Below are 18,798 nucleotides of genomic sequence, written 5' to 3'. Positions count from 1 at the left end.
ACCTTCCTTCTTTTTTGCGGCATGTAGTATTTGTGGTCTTGTTCTTGGATATCTTTTTAATAGAAGATGTATGTAAGGAGTGGTAGCAATGGGGTGGGCCATCACGGTGCTGCTGGTGATTTCGATTGCTTACAGGGTGAATGATAAGCTGAAGCATGATAAGTAAGAAAGCATTCGTGCTCGTGTACGGATGCTTTTTTGCGTGGAGGGTAAAACCTTGACTTCGGGTGTACGCAGCCGTGTGTTTGGTTTGTCTATTGCATATTTTCACAAGACAGGGTGCTTATATGTTTGGTATGATAAAGAAAGTGATTTTTTGAGCAAGGGAGTGTGCACGGATGAACGGAATTCCCGTTTTCATCAAGTTTGTAACACAAATTCGCGACGGCGCCCGCAAGGAGACTATTGCGTTTGAAACAAATGGTCTATACTATGAAAAGGGTCAAAGTACATATGTTACGTTTCAAGAGCCGAATGAGCAGGGCGAAGTCAATACGGTCTTGAAGATGCAAGACGGCGATGTCCTCATCATGCGGTCCGGCGCGGTTTCCATGCGGCAAACGCACCGCAAAGGGGAATGGACGAACGGCACATACAACAGCGAGCTCGGCACCTTCGCGATGCAGGCGAAAACGGACAACATCCAGTTCCGCTGGTCGGAGAAAAAGCGGAATGGACAGTTGTTTTTCACATATGCGCTCCTTCTGAATGGAAGCGATGCGGGACGCTACAGCATTACAGTTGATTTCAAGGAGGTTTTACAATGAATTCCTTAGAGCAAGTGAAAGAGCTATTGAAAGAAGAAATTAAAGCGGCCGTCCTGAAGGCGGGCCTGGCGGCAGAGGACCAAGTGCCAAACGTGGTGCTTGAGCTGCCAAAGGATAAGGCGCACGGCGACTATTCCACAAACATGGCGATGCAGCTGGCGCGTATCGCGCGCAAGGCGCCGCGCCAAGTGGCGGAAGAGCTGGTGAAAAGCATCGACACAGCAAAAGCGCATGTGGAGAAGATTGAAATCGCGGGACCAGGCTTCATTAACTTTTACATGGACAACAGCTATCTGACGGACCTCATCCCTGCCATCCTGCAGGCTGGCATTGGATATGGCAAGACAAACACGGGCAACGGCCAGAAGGTACAGGTGGAGTTCGTGTCCGCCAACCCGACAGGTGATTTGCACCTGGGACATGCCCGCGGCGCAGCTGTCGGCGATACGCTGTGCAACGTGCTGGCGATGGCTGGCTATGAAGTGAGCCGTGAGTATTACATCAACGATGCGGGCAACCAAATTCATAACCTGGCCCTGTCTGTGGAAGCGCGCTATAAGCAGGCGCTTGGCCTGGAAGCGGAGATGCCGGCAGACGGCTACTACGGTGAGGATGTAATCGGCATCGGCAAGCGCTTGGCTGAAGAATCCGGCGACCGTTATGTAAATGCGGATGAAAAGGAAGCGTACGACTTCTTCCGTGGATATGGCTTGAAGTACGAGCTGGAAAAGCTGCAGAAGGACCTGGAAGCCTTCCGTGTCGGCTTCGATGTTTGGTACTCCGAGACGTCTCTCTATCAGAACGGTAAAATTGATGAGGCGCTGGCAGTGCTGCGCGAGCGCGGTGAAATCTATGAGCTGGACGGCGCGACTTGGTTTCGTTCCACAACGTACGGCGACGACAAGGACCGCGTACTGATCAAGAACGATGGCTCCTACACGTACCTGACGCCGGATATCGCGTACCACCGCGATAAGCTGGAGCGCGGCTTTGAGAAGCTGATCAACATCTGGGGTGCGGACCACCATGGCTACATCCCGCGGATGAGAGCGGCGATTCAGGCACTTGGCTACCCTGGCGAGGCGTTGGAAGTGCAAATCATCCAGATGGTGCAGCTGTACCAGAACGGCGAAAAGGTGAAGATGAGCAAGCGTACCGGCAAGGCCGTCACCCTGCGTGAGCTGATGGAAGAGGTTGGCGTGGATGCGATGCGTTACTTCTTCGCAATGCGCAGCAGTGATTCCCATCTTGATTTCGATATGGACTTGGCCGTATCCAAGTCTAACGAAAACCCAGTGTACTACGCACAGTATGCGCATGCCCGTGTATGCAGCATCCTGCGCCAAGGCGAGGAAATGGGCCTGAACGGCGCCGGTGAAGTGAACCACAAGCTGGTGAACTCCGAGAAGGAAATCAGCCTGCTGAAGAAGCTGGGCGAGTTCCCGGCAGCAGTGGCGGAAGCAGCAAGCAAGCGCCTGCCGCACCGCATGACGCACTACATTTTCGAGCTGGCAGCCGCCCTTCACAGCTTCTACAATGCGGAGAAGGTGCTGGACCAGGAAAATATGGAGAAGAGCAAGGCGCGCTATGAGCTGATGCAGGCGGTGCAGATTACCCTGCACAACTCACTGAAGCTGATTGGTGTAGCGGCTCCGGAAAAAATGTAAGTACACGCAAAACGAAAAGACCGGCAGAGGAGAAAACTCCTTTGCCGGTCTTTTTTATAGAATTATCTTGATTTACAAATATTTGATTTCCAATGAAAAATTACCTGTATACCCATCAAATCTATTGATTTATTCGATTATGAATCTATAATTATCTTTAGTTATATTACTATTAGAATCGTTATACTTTTGTATTTATTCTAAAACAAGGAGACATGAATTTGAAAAAAGCAGCTATTATTACTTCTCTCAGTTTGCTGACGAGCACGCTCGTTCCAGAAGGGACACAGGCAGCAACATCAGCACCGGCAGCTTGGCCGGCGGCATTTAAAGTGTACACCAAAAATGGCCAACCAATTGTGGATGTGGAAGGTGATGTAAGTCCGAGTGCGTCCGACCTTTCCCATGGCGGAAAAAATCTGCCAACCGTATATTATGCTTCTGATAACACAAATGTATTTTTCCGTATTCGTGTCAAGGGCGATCCCTACGACAGGAAGGGCGGCTTCACCTCCACTGCTTGGCTGGTGGACTTGGGAGTCAATAACCAGATTGTTGCGGCAGTCGGTATAGACGGCAAGGGGACAGCTGAAGATGATGTATATGTATCTGATCCAAGTGGTACCGAGACAAAAGTGTATGCAACTGACAGCACCGGCTCCAGCGTTCCGGGAACCCGGATTGTACCGGATGGAAACGGACAGTATTTCATAGATTTCCAGGTTCCAATTGCAGCTATTAAGCAGGCGTATCCTGCCTTCACTCCATCTACACCCGTGCAGCTTTTCTTTGGCTCTTCCCAAGCAGCCAACCTTTCTACGATTAACAAAGACTATATGAGCGGGTCCGCAGTAGATTTTACAGGTCTTCTGAATGTAAGCTTTAAATCGGATATTGTCATTTCCGGGGGCGAGCAGCGAACAGTCAGCACATCCCATCCAACAATCTCCGGTACCACATCTATTGCAGACGGGCGCCAGGCAACAGTAACAATTGACGGGCATACGTATACAGCCACTGTACAAAATGGCCAATGGAGCATAAATGTGGCGCATGACTTGGCAAACGGCACATACCCTGTAACAGTTACGGCTACGGACGAATTTGGCAATACAGTCAGCGATACACAAACTCTTGTCTGCCGTACAGTCAAGATTGCGGTTACAAGTGCTGCAGCCACAAATGATGCAACACCAACCATTACAGGCACGACAGATGCAGCGGATGGCAGCACCGTCAGTGTCAGTGTGAATGGAAAGAACTACTCCGCAACTGTATCTGCAGGCAAATGGTCGGTCACACTGCCGGATGCTGATGCGCTGGCAGATGGAACCTATACAGTGGCAGCAGCTGTAACAGAGGCAGGCACAGGAATTACAGCAACCACAAGCCAGCAGTTGGCAGTTGATACGAATGTGGCGGTCGCCATCACTGCACCAAAGAATGGTGCTTTCCTTAAAACAAGAAGACCAGCGCTGACGGGGACAGTGGATGCCGCTGCGACGGTAAAGGTGCAGCTGAACAATGGAGCTTGGGCAGATGCCGCTGTAACAGGAACAACCTGGACGTATACCCCGGCGGCAGATTTGGCGGACGGCGCGTATGCAGTGGCTGTGGAAGCGACAGACAGCCTTGGAAACAAAGCAAAAGCAACAAGTACATTCATCGTTGACACAGCAACCACTGTGACAATTGCGGGGCCGACAGGAACAATCCGCGATAAAAAGCCGGCCATCACGGGAACCGCTGAAGAAGGTGCGACAGTCGAAATCAGTTTGGACAAGGGAGTCTCCTGGACGCGTGTTCCGTATACGGGGACGACTTGGAGCTATACCCCGGCAGCAGACCTGGCGGATGGTGCACATGAAGTGCAGGTTCGTGCTGAGGATGCAGCAGGCAATAAGGACAGCAAAATAAGCACATTTATGGTGGATACAGCAACCACTGTGACAATTGCGGGGCCGACAGGAACAATCCGCGATAAGCAACCGGCTATCACAGGAACGGCTGAAGAAGGCGGGACAGTTGAAATCAGCCTGGACGGCGGAGTCTCCTGGGCACGTGTTCTCTACACAGGAACAACGTGGAGCTATACCCCGGCAGCAGACCTGGCGGATGGGGCTCATGAAATTAAAGTTCATGCTGAGGATGCGGCAGGCAATGAAACCAGCAAAACAAGCACATTTACGGTGGATACAGCAACCACTGTGACAATTGCGGGCCCGGCAGGAACAATCCGCGATAAGCAACCGGCTATCACGGGAACCGCTGAAGAAGGTGCGACAGTCGAAATCAGCTTGGACGGCGGAACGTCCTGGACGAATGTTCCGTATACAGGTATTTCTTGGTCCTATACTCCGTCAACAGACCTGACAGACGGTGCGCATGAGGTTCAGGTCCGTACGGTGGATGCGGCGGGCAATAAGGACAGCAAGACAAGCACATTTGCAGTGGATACAGAAACAACAGTTTCCATCAGCGGCCCGGCAAATGGCGCTACAGTCGCAACAAAGCGCCCTGAGCTGACAGGAACGAATGAAAAAGGCGCAGCGGTGAAGCTGCAGTTGAATGACGGCAGCTGGGCGGATGCAACAGTAGATGGAACAAATTGGACATATACACCAACAGCTGATTTGGCGGACGGCAGCTATACAGTGGCTGCGGAAGCGACAGACAGTCTGGGCAACAAGCAGAAGACCTCCAGCCAATTTACAGTGGATACAGTCACGGCAGTCACAATTGATGCACCGGCCAACCATGTGGTAGTGAATGATAAGAAGCCTGTCATCAGCGGAACGGCCGAAATGGGCGCTGCTGTAGAAATCAGTGTGGATGGAGGCGACTGGACGGCTGTTGCGCAGGATGGCGTGTCCTGGACATACAAGCCGGCATCCGACTTAGGCCAGGGAGAGCATAAGGTCGAAGTGCGCTCCAAAGACGCAGCCGGCAATACGGACAGCCAAACAAGCAAGTTTGTGGTGGATACAGAAACAACGGTTTCCATCAGTGCTCCGGCAAACGGAAGCTCCTCGGTGGAAAAGGCGCCAAGCATGACGGGGAAAGCAGAAGCAGACTCTCTGGTTGAGGTGCAGATTGACGACAGCAATTGGGTGAAGGCTTCTGTTGATGGCATCCTCTGGACCTACAAGCCTGCTAACCTATCTGTAGGCAATCACACGCTGAAGGTCCGAACGACAGATGCTGTGGGAAATAAAGGTGAAGCAACAAGTCAATTCACTGTAGAAGCAAGACCGGTTTCCATTGAGATTGACGGCGGCGACAAGGTGGAGACAACGGATGCGACACCTCTCCTGTCCGGAGCAACAACAGCCGAGGATGGCAGAATGGTTACACTTTCCATCGTGGATGGGGAAAATAAAGTTGTACGGACGCTGAACAGCACCGTAACAAACGGCAAGTGGAACATCCCTGTTGGAAATGCACTTTCAGCCGGCACTTATAAGGTTCGTACATCTGTAACCAACGAGGATGGTGCAGTCGGCAATGATGAGCAGACACTTGTATTGGGATATAGAGGCGCAGATTTAAAGCTCGCAACATCCAATCCCTCTCTCATCGGAGATGGACGATCCAAGTCTGAAATTACCGCAACTCTCCTGGACAAGAGTGGAAAACCAATTGTCGGAGAGCGTGTAACCTTTGCGGCAGAGGCGGGCACACTATCCAAGACAGAAGCTGTCACGGATGAAAATGGCCGCGCCACTGTTGTTCTGACGGCGCCAAATATGAACGGCACGCTGACACCTGCCACAAAGCTGGTAAAAGTGGCGGTGAATAACGAAGAGAACCTGCTGTCCGAAGAGGGCAACATTGAAATTCACTTTGAACCGGCCGTGCTGAAGGGGCAAATTGTTGATTCCGTAACGAAGAAGCCTCTTGGCGGCTCCGTGATTACCATCAAGGAAGACTTTAATAAAGATGGTAAGATTGACTTTGAAACGGTCGTGACGGCAGATCCAGAAGGAAACTATGAAATTGCGGTTCCTTATGGAGATTGGAACTACAGTCTGCATGTACAAACTAATATTGTAGTAGATGGGACATCCGTTCCTGTCGAGTTTGTACAGGACGGAGAAGTTGGCACACTGTCCGGAGGCACGGAAAAGGTGGCCGCGGAACAAACGCTGTCTGTCCCGGTGCTGTTCGCAGACCCGAATACAGGTAAGCCGGAAAGCCTGAAGGAAACATTCGGAAGCGGAAACGTGACCATTCAGCCGACTGTTTTGAATGATCCGGACGGCACACTGCAGGTGGTTGTGCAAGACACAGGCACACTGAAGATTACAGGCGGCGAGCCAGGCCAAACGTATGATGTAGTCCTGAATATCGTGGCAGACGGCCAGACATTGGTCGGCAAGAAGCTTCATGTGCAAATTCCGAAGGACGGTGTGGCGGCTGTGCAAGCAGAGCTCATTGACCCATACGGAACAGTGACTGATGCCGCAACACACAAAATCATCCAAGGCGCGGAAGTGAAGCTGTACTGGGCGGACACAGCCTTGAACCGCGGGAAGCAGCGTCCGGTGAACCAGCTGGTGAACCTGCCAATTCTGGATGGCTTTGCACCGAACCAGAATAAAGACCCGCAAATCACCGATAAGGCCGGTCAATATGCATGGATGGTCTTCCCTGATGCGGATTACTATGTTGTAGCGGAGAAGGATGGCTATGTTGTATACGACAGCCGCAATGAAAAGCGTGATGTGTCGGAAAAGCCGGGCGAGGACAGCTACATTACGGATGGTGTCATCCATGTGGGCCAGACCATCGTCAACTATGACTTTGAAATGAATCAGCCGGAAAAGGCAGCGCTGACGGTGGCTGACCAAAGCCTGCAAACAAAGGTGAACACAGCTGTGCAAGGGCATGCCAACAAGCCTGCCGATCAAGCTGGCTCTCTGCAGTATGCAGTCGGCAAGAAGCCGGCGCATGGCACAGTTGAAGTGAAGGAAGACGGCAGCTACACGTACAAGCCTGAACTGAATTATGCCGGCACAGACAGCTTCACAGTTGTTGTCACGAATGCGGAAGGGCAAACAGGAACAGGTATTGTAAAGATTAACGTAGAACGCAATGTACTGAAGCTGAGGGACCAAACGGTGGATCTGGGCACAGGCTCAGACATCAGCGGCAAAATAGAGGGTGAAGGGCTGGATGCGGCGGGCCTCGTGTACGACATTGTGGCACAGCCTAAGCATGGCACAGTTACCATCAGCCAGGACGGAACGTGGAAATACCACAAGACCGGCTCTTATGAAGGACAGGATATGTTCCGTATGCGAGTGAAGGACGCAACAGGCGCCATCGTAACGGCGGCTGTCTACCTGAATATGAAGCAGGCGGAAACGGCGCCGATAGTGGCGGAATTGCCAAAGACAGGATCTCCGCTGGACCGGAGCCTGCTGCTGGCACTGGCATCCCTGTTCACACTGGGCGGCTTCACGCTGCGCGGACGCAAGCGCACAAGCAAAAAGTAATGGGAAAGAGGGGGAAGCGCGGCTTCCCTCTTTTTTTAAAGGAGGCGGCTGGATGATGCGGATGATCGGCACGGGTATGATCCTTTTAGGCATTGTCATATTCAGTATTGTCGGGTATCAATGGTATCAAGAGAGAAGTGTGCAGCAGCGCATGCTGCACGAGATTGAGCAGCTTGAGGTCGGAGAAAAGTCGTCTGCCCAAACGGGAAACCAAGCGGCTCCAAAGGAAGGAAGCGCAATTGGCGAGCTTTCCATTCCCAAGATCGATTTGCGCGTGGCCATGGCAGAGGGGGCCGGCCAGGAAGACCTTCGTTATGCAGTCGGGCACCTGCCCCAGAGCGGGCGGCTGGGCAAGATGAATGAGAACTTTGTGGTGCTTGGCCACCGTTCCTATACGAGCGGCAAGTTCTTTAATCGTTTGAATGAGGTGGAAAAGGGAGATGAAATCCTGCTTCGCAATGCTGAGGGAGCGTGGAAATACGTGGTTACTGAAAAACGCATCATCTCTCCGGACCAGGTGGAGGTTACAAAGCCTGTTTCCGGGCGCTCCATGGTCACGCTGATCACCTGCCATCCGATGTACTCCAGCAAGCAGCGGCTGGTTGTGTTTGCGGAAAAGGAAGACAAGAAGAGTGAATAATTTCAATTTCCAAGGAAATATCCGTCCATGGCAGATTACAAAATTTTACACGTTCTGAACAGTGAATATGCTACAATTAAATATGAATAATCTTCCAGAGGAAATGGAGAGATGAAGTTGGAGCGGAACACACTGAAACAGCGGATGGAGCAGCTTTTACAGGAAGCGGATGAACATGACATAGAGCTATTGGACATTTTTCTGGGAGCATTGGAGCGGAAGAGACAGCCGGCCTCGCACCTGCCGCCCTCCTGCCTGCGGGATTTGCTGCAGTATGAGGAGAAGCTGCTGGATGACGGCGCCTATCAAATCACCATCCCGGTCACCTCGGTTACCCAAAATATTTTCGGGGCAGTCCACGGCGGCATCATTGCCACCATCCTGGACACCACCATGGGCTATGTGCTGAACCATGAGCTTGTGCCAAAGGGGCAGGGCGTCGTGACGACAGAAATGAAGGTGAACTACCTGCTGCCGGGCGACGGCAAGCACCTGCGCTGTGTGGCACAGACGGTGCACAGAGGACGGAAGCTCTGCGTCGTCGAGGGCAAGCTCTACAACGACCGGGACGAGCTGATTGCGATTGCGACGGGGAGCTTTTATATTTTTACAAAGCGGTGAAGGAGACTCTGAATGGAGTCTTCTTTTTTTGTATTTCTATCAGAAGCAATTGTACATGACCCCTTGTTGCTGTAAAATTACCAAAAATAAGAATATTTAGAATTCTGAGAGAGGTAGATAAAGGATGAAATGGCTGGAGCAAGAGTTTATGGAATCTGCATGTCTTATATTTCAGCACTATCCGGTTCAGTTTGAGCTCATAAGCAGACAGCAGGCAGGACAGAAGCTTTCTCTATTGCCGGAGCTTAAGAAGATTTTTCAAACAGGCATCCCCCTTTATGTGAACCAGTCCCCCCATTCCCATTTGTTAATGCCTGTGTTCCTAGAACAACAGGTCATCATGGTATTGCACCTTTTTCCCAATAAAAACGGACAAGAATGGTTTCAGAGCCATCAAGACCTGCTGTTGCATACAGCAGAATTAGTTTCCCATCGGCTTGCTGCGCAGGAGGAACTCAAGCAGCTGAACTGGGAAAACCAGGTGTTTCGTCAGGAGCTTCAAGAGCTATTGGCTGCCATGGAGGACTTCATTCTAGTGGTGTCTGCTGACGGCCGGATTGAAGAAATCAGCATAGGGCTGGCTGCAAAGCTGCAGCTGAAAAAGCACCAAATGGCCGGAGCAAGAGCTGCAGATGTCCTGTCAGAGTCCTGCTGGGGACAAATAAAGAGCATGGCTGCCAAGGCGCAGCTTGACATTGAGTTGGCTTCGTCTGCCCCAGGGCAGGCCTTCTCTGCTGTTGTCAGCCCTGTGATGCTGAATGGCCTTCCCCATTCCTATATCATAAGACTCATTGAAAAAAAGCTCCCTAAGCAAAAAAAGACGGCACAAGTGCTGTGCACCTTCCAACAAATCAAGGGAACAAGTGACAGGCTGATAGAGGTGATTCAGCGGGCAAGACGGGTTTCCGCCAGTGATGTCACAGTCCTGATAAGAGGGGAAAGCGGAACCGGGAAGGAGCTGTTTGCCCAATCCATTCATATGGAAAGCCTTCGGGCAGACAAGCCATTTGTAGCGATCAACTGTGCGGCCATTCCGGAGAACCTGCTGGAAAGTGAGCTGTTTGGGCATGTGAAGGGAGCATTTACGGGGGCAGTTGCTGATAAGCCGGGGCGATTTGAGATGGCGCACGGTGGAACCTTGTTCTTGGATGAGATTGGGGATATGCCGCTTCAACTGCAGGTGAAGCTTCTTCGGGTAGTGCAGGAGCGGAGAATTGAAAGGCTGGGGGACCGTTCCTCCCGTCATGTGGATGTGCGGATTATCGCCGCCACGCATCAGAATTTGGAGAAGCTTGTGGCAGATGGCCTGTTCCGGGAGGATTTGTTTTATCGGCTGAATGTAATCCCGCTTCTTCTTCCGCCGCTTAGGGAGAGAAGAGAGGACATTCCTATCTTAATTGAAGGCTTTATGAAGAAGCTGGCCGCAGAATTGAACCGGACCCCAAAAAGGCTTTCCGGCGAGGTATATGAAGCGCTCCTTGCCTATGCTTGGCCGGGCAATATCCGCGAGCTGTTGAATGTCGTGCAGCATTTCATTGAATTAGAAGCCGGAGAGGTCGTGACAATTGAAAGTCTGCCATCCAGAATTTTCACCAAGCAGCGACAGGCACCATCATCTCATGTAACTGTGAAAACAGGCGATAAGCCTGAAAGGGAGTATATGTTACAGCTTTTGGATGAGTTAGGGAGGGATACAACAGGGAAGAAAAAGGTGGCTGCACATCTGGGAATCAGTCTGCCGACTTTGTACCGCCGGCTGAGCAAACTCAAAATCAAATGAGAAATGAGAAAACATGAGAAAACGTGAGAAAACCATGTATAACCCCCTGAAATGGGACAATTTCAGTCATTTTCTCAGCTCTCATTCTCATTTTAATGGATTTCCATATAATGCTCCATTCCTTGAGAATCCTGTACGGACATATGGATAAGCGTTGGCACGCTAATTGCAAAAGTAAATGAGCGAAAGGAAGAGGCGGTATGTCTTGGATGATTCAGAAGAAGGATGTGCCCTATATTGCAATCGGGGCGAAGATGCTTTCATGTGGAGGAGGTGGTGATCCAAAAACCATTGAGTATATCATCAGGTCCGTCATGGATGAAACAGAAGGGATTCTGGTAAAGACAATTGATGAGCTGTCCGAGGATTGGATTGTACCCGTTGGCATTGCAGGTTCACCGATCCTGTTCAGCGAGGACCCGCCTGGGTTGGATGCCCCGGCAAGCGTCCTTTCGGCCTATGGGGAGATTGCCTGCAGGAAGGCAGAGGCTGTCATTTCATTTGAAATTGGCGGAGTGAATGCCCTGACGCCGCTTCTGTTCGCCCTGCGCACGGGGCTGCCGGTCGTCGATGGAGATGGCATGGGCAGAGCATTTCCTGAGCTCCACATGACTACCTACGCTTTACATGGAATTCCGATTCAGCCGATGGCGGCCCAGTCTGGGGAGACTCTCCTGCAGATTGGAGAAAGAGTCCTGCAGGAGCAGGCGATTTGCCGGTTGAAGGAGATGTGGCTGCAGCATTCCGGCTATGTCCTCTTGGCGTGCTACGGAGGCAGGGGAAGCAGCATCCGGCCAGCCATCATCCCGGGAACCCTCAAACTGGCCTTGCAGCTGGGCCGGGCAACCGAAAGCGGGTCCTATTCAGAAAGGCTGAACACCATTGGGCAGGTATTCACCAACTCTATGTACGGAAGCCCAAGCTATATTGCACTCGGATATGTCTCAAAGGTTGCCAGATGGTTTGAGCGGGGATCCTTGGTTGGAAGCTGCCACATAAGCGGCAAGGATGCCTATGGAGGAAAATCAGTCCAAATCAGCTTTCAAAATGAATTTTTGTCCCTTCACAGCGATGGGGAAGCAATCGTTGGCAGCCCCGATTTAATTTTGCTGCTGGATTATTATTCTCTTCTCCCGAAGCTGGCGTCGGAGCTGCAGGAGGGGGACATGGTGCACGTCCTGACGGTGCCGGCTCCATCTGTTCTGCGGACAAAGGGCATGCTGAGACTGCTTGAACAGCAGTCTCCCGTACCAAACAGTCCTTCCTCCCGCAACAAAGGGAAGGAGATGAATGCCGGATGAGATTGGGAATTGATGTAGGCGGCACAAACACAGATGCAGTCCTTCTTACAGATGAAGGAAGGCTGCTTGCAGTTGCCAAGCAGCCAACCTCAAGTGATATTCTGTCTGGCATACGGGAGGCTGTGCGGAATGTGCTTCTTGAAGCAGATGTGCGGCAAAGCCGGTTAGAAGGAATCTTCATAGGCACGACGCATGTATTGAATGCAATCCATTCGAGGAGAGAGCTGGCCCGCACAGCCCTGATCCGTATCTCCAGGCAGGCAGCCCCGCTTGAACCCGCCATTGGCTGGCTGAGTCCGTTAAAGCCATTCATCCACAGCCATCATTTTATTAAAAGCGGAAACGGCTATCATGGCATGAAAAGCGGGGAGCTGGAGCTGCAATTGCCTCAGTTCATGGAGGCGGTGCATGCAGGTGAAATTGAATCCGTCTGCATTGTCGGCGCTTACTCTCCTATGTATGAGCAGGAGGAGCTGTGTATCAAGCATCTGCTGAATGCCCGATTTCCTCATTTGCCTGTTACGGTTTCGCACCGCTTGGGCAGCATTGGGTTCATTGAAAGGGAGAATGCCGCTCTTTTAAACGCTATTTTGTCCAAAGTCATCCGAAAAGCGCTCGAGGGGCTTTCCGCCATTTTTAAGGAGCTTTCCATTTATTGTCCGTATTGGCTGATTCAGAATAATGGTTCGCTGATGCCGATTGAGGAGGCTATTGAGTACCCTGTCCTTACCATTGGCTCTGGCATTGCCAACAGCATGCGCGGTGCAGCTGTACTGAGCGGATACAGGGACTGCATTGCTGTCGATTTTGGCGGAAGCACCATTGATGTGGGTCTGGTCAAGAACGGCCTTCCGGTTGAAACAATCCGTCATTCCAGCCTGCTCGGTGCAAGCCTCGGCATTCCCATGCCCTCCTTTATTTCCTTGCCGATTGGCGGGGGAAGTGTAGTGAAGGAGGGGGGAGCAGACATTCGGACAGGACAGACAATTGCGCATGACCTGGAGAAGCATGCCGTTGCCTGGGGAGGCAAGACATGGACAGTAACGGACAGCTTTTTGAAGCTGTATCCGGATGCTTTTCTCAGCGGGCAAGATCACTTCAGGCATCTTGGGCAATTAGACGAAGATGCATGCCAGCGTGTGATTGAAAGCGTACTGACAGCTGTTAAGGACACCATTGAGCAGCTGACTGTCCATGAGGAAAAGCTTCCTATTGTCCTGGTAGGAGGCGGGAGTCCACTCTTAAATGACAGATTATTCGGAAGATATAGAAAGGTTATCAATCCAGCAGGCTATCACATCTGCAATGCAATTGGCGCATGCTTTGCCCATGTAAGTGAGCAGGTTGATAAGGTGTACTGGCTGAGGGAGCAAACAAAGGAAGAGGTCATTGAGGGCGCGGTGGCCGCGGCGAGAGAAGCTGTCATCTGGAAAGGGGCAAAGCCTGGAAGTGTCAGAATCGCTTATGTGGAGGAATACCCCTTTGATTACCTGCAGGGAGAGGTATTGAGGGTGAGAACGAAGGCAATTGGGGAGTTGGAAATGAAATCGTAAAAAACAGGGAGATGAATAGGATGGAGAACAAGACGCTGGCTGATGATTTTTCCTTAACCCGTGTACCTCAGGAAGCCAGGCTGCCGATGTGGGAGGTGCTGCTCGTCCGGGTCGGTGCGTTGACAGCATTGTCTCAATTTATGCTGGGAGCGGCTCTTGGCTATGGCATGACCTTTTGGGAAGCATTTTGGGCCACCATGCTGGGCAGCGTACTGCTGGAGGTTGTCAGCTTATTTCTTGGTCTCGCAGGAGCGCGTGAAGGCCTCTCCACCAGCCTTCTGGCCCGCTGGACCGGGTTTGGCAGATACGGTTCGAGCATCATAGGGGGCGTCATTGCAATTGCGCTGATTGGCTGGTTCGGTGTACAGAATACCGTGTTTGCACAAGGCTTGAATCAGGCCATGAACGGCTTGCTCGGAGTGCCCTTGACGGCGGTTCTCACCGGCTTGGCAGTAACAGCTATTGTTGTGTTTGGATTCAAGTGGCTGAGTTGGACAGCCAAAATTGCCGTTCCCGGATTTCTTTTAGTTATCATATTCGGTATTTTTGAAGTGCTTTCCAACCACTCCTTAGGAAGCTTGGTGAATATGGCGGCGCCAGGACCGGCTTTGTCAATCGGGATGGCCGCAACAATGGTTGCGGGTGGGTTTATGGTTGGCGCTGTTATCACGCCGGATATGAGCCGCTACTGCCGCAATGGCAAGGATGTACTTTGGATGACGCTGATTGGGACTGTGGCCGGGGAACTCGGCGTTAACCTGATCGCTGTTTTAATGGCCCACGCAGTCAAGAGCAGTGATGTTGTTACTATTATTCTACAAACGGCAGGCTGGATGGGAGCGGCAATTGTTATTTTTTCTACTGTAAAAATCAACGACCTGAACCTGTATTCTTCTTCTCTTGGCGTTACCAATATCATTGATACAGTGTTTAAAAAGAAAGTAAATCGCGGCCTTGTTACTTTAATTATTGGAATCATCGGCACACTGCTTTCCGTTGCAGGCATTCTGGATAAATTCGTTGATTTCCTCGTGCTCCTTGGCATTGGGATTCCTCCAATTGCGGGCATCATGGTTGTGGATTATTTCATCCTGAAAACGCATCGAAAGGTTCTTGATGAGAGCAGAGCCAGAGGAGAGCTGCCGGATACATGCGAGAACCTGAATCCTGTAACCTTGATCGCCTGGATTTCCGGCTTCGCAGTGGGCTACCTGGTAACAAGCGGCATTCCATCCCTGAACTCCCTCATGTCAAGCGCAGTTGTTTACTTCCTGGGGATGGTGATTTACAACAAGGCTTTTAAGGCAAAAAGCAAGGCGGATTCTGAATTCACAGTATGATGTTTCATTTACGACTTGAGGAGGGGACCTTTGATGCGGTACTTAGGAAAACAGGAAATAGAGGACATTGCTGTCGGCGCAGCACTATTGGGAACAGGAGGCGGCGGTGACCCGTACATCGGCAAGCTCATGGCCCTTCAGGCCATCGAGGAATGCGGCCCGATTCAAGTGCTGTCTGTTGACGAGATTCCGGATGATGCACTTGTTGTCCCATCCGGGATGATGGGTGCTCCAACCGTTATGGTCGAGAAAGCGCCGAGCGGTGATGAGGCGTTCAAGACCTTTGAGATTCTGGAAAAGTACCTGGGAAAAAAGATTTATGCAACTATGCCGATTGAGGCAGGGGGCATCAATTCCATGCTGCCGCTGGCACTGGCGGCCCGTCTGGGTCTTCCGGTTGTAGACGTGGATGGAATGGGAAGAGCCTTTCCGGAGCTGCAGATGGTCACGTTTTACCTGGATGGCATTTCAGCAACTCCTATGGTAATTGCGGATGAGAAGGGTAATACAACACTGTTGAACACGATTGACAACCTCTGGGCAGAACGGATTGCCCGCAATGCAACGATTCAAAAAGGCGGCTCCGTCATGATGGCCATCTACCCGATGACAGGCCGCAATTTGAAGGACAGCGGCATTCATGACATTCTGCAGCTGGAGGAGGAAATCGGACGTTCCATCCGCCTGGCGAAGCAGAATAATGTGGATCCGATCCGGGAAGTGCTGGCGCTGACAAACGGGTTTGAGCTCTTTAAGGGAAAGGTCGTTGACGTGAACCGGAAGACAGAAACAGGCTTTGCCCGGGGCACCGCAAAAATTGAAGGGATGCTCGATTACAAGGGCGAGACATTGGAGCTGAGATTCCAAAATGAGCACTTGATTGCGCAAACAGAGAACCGGCTCGTCTGTGTCACGCCTGACTTGATTGCTGTTCTTGATGCGGAGACAGGACTTCCAATCACAACCGAGGGTCTGCGCTATGGCGCCCGCTGTGTCGTCGTCGGCATTCCGTGCCATCCGAAGTGGAGGACAGAAAAGGGCATTGAAACGTGCGGCCCTAAGTATTTCGGCTATGAGGTGGAGTATACGCCGCTTGAAGAGCTTGTAAAGAAAGGAGTGAACGCCTGATGAGCATCTACAGAATCGGCATTGATGTCGGAGGAACGCATACGGATGCGGTTTTGCTTGATGAAAATAATCAGGTCATTGCTGAAACAAAGGCAGCAACCTCTGCTGATGTCAGCACAGGAATTTTTCATGCCATGAAGGCAGTCATTCAACAGGGGCAAGTGCCCAGAAACCAGATTAAATACGCCATGCTGGGGACCACTCACTGCACAAATGCGATTGTGGAGCGCAAAAGGCTGAATGAGATTGCCGTCATTCGCATCGGTGCGCCGGCCACATTGGCGGTGAAGCCATTAATTGGGGTGCCGGATGACCTCCGCGAGAAGCTGGGCCAGTACGTCTACATTGTAAGAGGCGGGCATGAATTTGACGGCCGGGAGATCACCAAGCTGGATGAGACGGATTTGTACCGCATTGCTTACGAGATTAAGGGAAAGGTGAACTCGGTGGCAGTTACTTCCGTATTCTCCCCTGTGTCCCGCGGACATGAGGCACGGGCTGCTGAAATCCTGCAGGAGGTGCTGGGAGAGCATATACCTGTTTCCCTTTCTTCAGAGATCGGCAGCGTGGGACTGCTGGAGCGGGAGAATGCCACCATTCTGAATGCTGCTGTCGTCAATGTGGCAAAGACAACCGCAGACGGGTTCATCGAGGCCTTGAAGAATGAAGGAATTGAGGCAAGAGTATTCTTCGGGCAGAACGATGGCACGCTCATGTCTGTAGAATACGCGGTGAAATATCCGATTTTTACCATTGCCTGCGGCCCGACAAACTCACTTCGCGGCGCATCCTATCTGAGCAATACGTCCGATGCCATTGTCGTTGACGTAGGAGGAACCACGACCGACATCGGAGTACTTATCCACTCCTTCCCAAGGGAGTCCTCGCTTGCCGTTGAAATTGGCGGAGCCCGTACGAACTTCCGGATGCCAGATTTGATCTCCATCGGTCTTGGCGGGGGGACCATTATCCGTGTAGGGGAAGACGGGGCATTCACGATCGGGCCTGACAGCGTCGGCTATCAGCTGCCGGAGAAGGGTTTGATTTTTGGGGGTGACACGTTAACGGCTACTGACGTTGCGGTCGGGCTTGGAAAAGTGCAGCTTGGTGACCCTGCCAAGGTGGCTCACCTGGATAAGAGTGTACTAGAAAAGGTGTATGCAGAGCTGGTGAACCATGTGGAGCAGGCCATTGATAAAATGAAGACGAGTGCAGCTCCCGTACCAGTCATTCTGGTGGGCGGCGGAAGCATTTTGCTGCCCGACGAGCTGAAGGGTGCCTCTGAAGTCATCCGGCCGAACTATTTTGGTGTCGCAAATGCGATTGGCGCAGCCATCTCGCAGGTCAGCGGCCAGGTGGAGCGCGTATATTCCCTGCAGGAGCTTGGCCGGGAGAAAGCGCTTGAGATGGCAAAGCAGGAAGCCAGAAATGAGGCAATCAAGGCAGGCGCTGATCCTGATCAGCTGGTGGTTGTGGACATAGAAGATGTACCGCTTGCCTATCTGCCGGGGAACGCCACCCGCATTCGAGTGAAGGCGGCAGGTGCCCTGGCCAAGGTAGAAGAAACAGAGGTAGTGTAATAGAAAGGGGCCAATTCGGCCCCTTTTTGCGTATAAATGAAAAAATGTTGTAGATAAATCTAGGGAATTTGCAGATGAAATGAAAAAAGTGTCGGATAAAACTTCTCATACCGAACAAAAGGGACTGATCAGAGTCAGTCCCTTTTGTTCATTTCTTATAGCGCCGTCAAAATGATTGGCTCGCCTTTTGTCACCACGATCGTATGCTCACACTGCGCCACCAGGCTCTTGTCCGGCGTGATGAACGTCCAGCCGTCGCCGGACTCCACGATATGATCGGCCTTCGCGGAGACAAACGGTTCCACCGCCAGCACGAGTCCGTCCTTCAGGAGGACGGTGTCACGCGGCTCGAAGTAGTTGAAGATGTGCTCCGGCGCCTCATGCAGGCTGCGGCCGATGCCGTGGCCCGTCAGATTTTCGATCACGTTGAAGCCGCTTTTGCGGGCTTCGTTGAACACGGCGCGGCCGATCTGGTTGCGCTTCGCTCCCGCCTTCACCTTCTTCATCGCTGCCCAGAACGCGTCCTCGGCAGCCTTGCACAGGCGCTCCTTCAGGTCATCGCTTTGCCCCACGACGAAGGAAATGCCTGTGTCCGCATAAAAGCCATCCAATGCCGCAGAGATATCAATATTCACCAGGTCGCCGTCCTGTATGACGCGGTCACCCGGAATGCCGTGCGCCACCTCTTCGTTCACGCTGATGCAGGTTACGCCTGGGAAGTCATATTCCTTTTCCGGTGCAGAGACAGCCCCGTGCTCGTCCAGCACACGCTTGCCGATGAGATCCAATTCCTTTGTTGTCATGCCCGGCTTCGCTGCAGCCCGCATCTCCTCGCGCGCCAGCGCCACAATGCGGCCGATTTTCCGCAGCGCTTCCAGCTCTTGTTCGTTCTGAATAATCATGAGAAACCCACTTTCTGTACG

At 51.9% G+C, this 18,798-nt stretch carries 12 protein-coding genes; 11 read left to right on the top strand and 1 reads right to left on the bottom strand.

Annotation, left to right across the window (positions count from 1 at the left end; genetic code table 11):
• Nucleotides 1-338: 338 nt before the first annotated feature.
• From NK662_RS05485 to NK662_RS05435, 11 genes are all read left to right on the top strand, one after another.
• Entirely contained in the window at nt 339-767 is a 429-nt protein-coding gene (locus NK662_RS05485; RefSeq protein ID WP_254757893.1) for a YwiB family protein, read from the top strand.
• Nucleotides 764-2,434 (top strand): arginine--tRNA ligase, encoded by a 1,671-nt coding sequence (gene argS / locus NK662_RS05480; RefSeq protein WP_254757892.1) that lies wholly within the window; start codon nt 764-766, stop codon nt 2,432-2,434. Before NK662_RS05485 ends, argS begins: the two co-directional genes overlap by 4 nt.
• Nucleotides 2,435-2,655: 221 nt before the next feature.
• Nucleotides 2,656-7,932: an Ig-like domain-containing protein gene (locus NK662_RS05475; RefSeq protein ID WP_254757891.1), complete on the top strand. Its 5,277-nt coding sequence runs from the start codon at nt 2,656-2,658 to the stop codon at nt 7,930-7,932.
• A 52-nt stretch (nt 7,933-7,984) separates the two neighbouring features.
• Entirely contained in the window at nt 7,985-8,572 is a 588-nt protein-coding gene (locus tag NK662_RS05470) for a class D sortase (protein ID WP_254757890.1), read from the top strand.
• Between the two features lie 111 nt (nt 8,573-8,683).
• Nucleotides 8,684-9,193, top strand: coding sequence for a PaaI family thioesterase (locus NK662_RS05465; protein ID WP_254757889.1), 510 nt, complete (start codon nt 8,684-8,686; stop codon nt 9,191-9,193).
• A gap of 340 nt (nt 9,194-9,533) precedes the next feature.
• Nucleotides 9,534-10,973, top strand: coding sequence for a sigma-54 interaction domain-containing protein (locus NK662_RS05460; protein WP_254757888.1), 1,440 nt, complete (start codon nt 9,534-9,536; stop codon nt 10,971-10,973).
• A 200-nt stretch (nt 10,974-11,173) separates the two neighbouring features.
• Nucleotides 11,174-12,274: a DUF917 domain-containing protein gene (locus NK662_RS05455; protein ID WP_254757887.1), complete on the top strand. Its 1,101-nt coding sequence runs from the start codon at nt 11,174-11,176 to the stop codon at nt 12,272-12,274.
• Nucleotides 12,271-13,827, top strand: a complete 1,557-nt coding sequence (locus tag NK662_RS05450; RefSeq protein WP_254757886.1) for a hydantoinase/oxoprolinase N-terminal domain-containing protein — start codon at nt 12,271-12,273, stop codon at nt 13,825-13,827. The genes NK662_RS05455 and NK662_RS05450 overlap by 4 nt, the downstream gene beginning before the upstream one ends.
• A gap of 20 nt (nt 13,828-13,847) precedes the next feature.
• Nucleotides 13,848-15,167, top strand: coding sequence for a purine-cytosine permease family protein (locus NK662_RS05445; protein WP_254757885.1), 1,320 nt, complete (start codon nt 13,848-13,850; stop codon nt 15,165-15,167).
• 33 nt (nt 15,168-15,200) lie between these two features.
• Entirely contained in the window at nt 15,201-16,295 is a 1,095-nt protein-coding gene (locus tag NK662_RS05440; RefSeq protein WP_254757884.1) for an S-methyl thiohydantoin desulfurase family protein, read from the top strand.
• Complete coding sequence (locus NK662_RS05435) at nt 16,295-17,875, top strand: hydantoinase/oxoprolinase N-terminal domain-containing protein (protein ID WP_254757883.1); 1,581 nt, start codon at nt 16,295-16,297, stop codon at nt 17,873-17,875. The genes NK662_RS05440 and NK662_RS05435 overlap by 1 nt, the downstream gene beginning before the upstream one ends.
• Before the next feature lie 155 nt (nt 17,876-18,030).
• On the opposite strand, the gene map is transcribed toward NK662_RS05435, so the two are convergent.
• Nucleotides 18,031-18,777: a type I methionyl aminopeptidase gene (gene map / locus NK662_RS05430; RefSeq protein ID WP_254757882.1), complete on the bottom strand. Its 747-nt coding sequence runs from the start codon at nt 18,775-18,777 to the stop codon at nt 18,031-18,033.
• Nucleotides 18,778-18,798 lie beyond the last annotated feature (21 nt).

Source organism: Ectobacillus ponti, from assembly GCF_024294785.1.
GTDB lineage: Bacteria > Bacillota > Bacilli > Bacillales > Bacillaceae_G > Ectobacillus > Ectobacillus ponti.
The sequence above is the reverse complement of the archived record's forward strand: the minus strand, read 5'-3'. Positions and strand labels throughout refer to the sequence as shown.

Bases quoted from the DNA above. Each gene is read 5' to 3' on its own strand.
- NK662_RS05485 (WP_254757893.1), top strand. From the start codon at position 339: ATGAACGGAATTCCCGTTTTCATCAAGTTTGTAACACAAATTCGCGAC.
- argS (WP_254757892.1), top strand. From the start codon at position 764: ATGAATTCCTTAGAGCAAGTGAAAGAGCTATTGAAAGAAGAAATTAAA.
- NK662_RS05470 (WP_254757890.1), top strand. From the start codon at position 7,985: ATGATGCGGATGATCGGCACGGGTATGATCCTTTTAGGCATTGTCATA.
- NK662_RS05465 (WP_254757889.1), top strand. From the start codon at position 8,684: ATGAAGTTGGAGCGGAACACACTGAAACAGCGGATGGAGCAGCTTTTA.
- NK662_RS05460 (WP_254757888.1), top strand. From the start codon at position 9,534: ATGGTATTGCACCTTTTTCCCAATAAAAACGGACAAGAATGGTTTCAG.
- NK662_RS05455 (WP_254757887.1), top strand. From the start codon at position 11,174: ATGTCTTGGATGATTCAGAAGAAGGATGTGCCCTATATTGCAATCGGG.
- NK662_RS05450 (WP_254757886.1), top strand. From the start codon at position 12,271: ATGAGATTGGGAATTGATGTAGGCGGCACAAACACAGATGCAGTCCTT.
- NK662_RS05445 (WP_254757885.1), top strand. From the start codon at position 13,848: ATGGAGAACAAGACGCTGGCTGATGATTTTTCCTTAACCCGTGTACCT.
- NK662_RS05440 (WP_254757884.1), top strand. From the start codon at position 15,201: ATGCGGTACTTAGGAAAACAGGAAATAGAGGACATTGCTGTCGGCGCA.
- NK662_RS05435 (WP_254757883.1), top strand. From the start codon at position 16,295: ATGAGCATCTACAGAATCGGCATTGATGTCGGAGGAACGCATACGGAT.
- map (WP_254757882.1), bottom strand. From the start codon at position 18,777: ATGATTATTCAGAACGAACAAGAGCTGGAAGCGCTGCGGAAAATCGGC.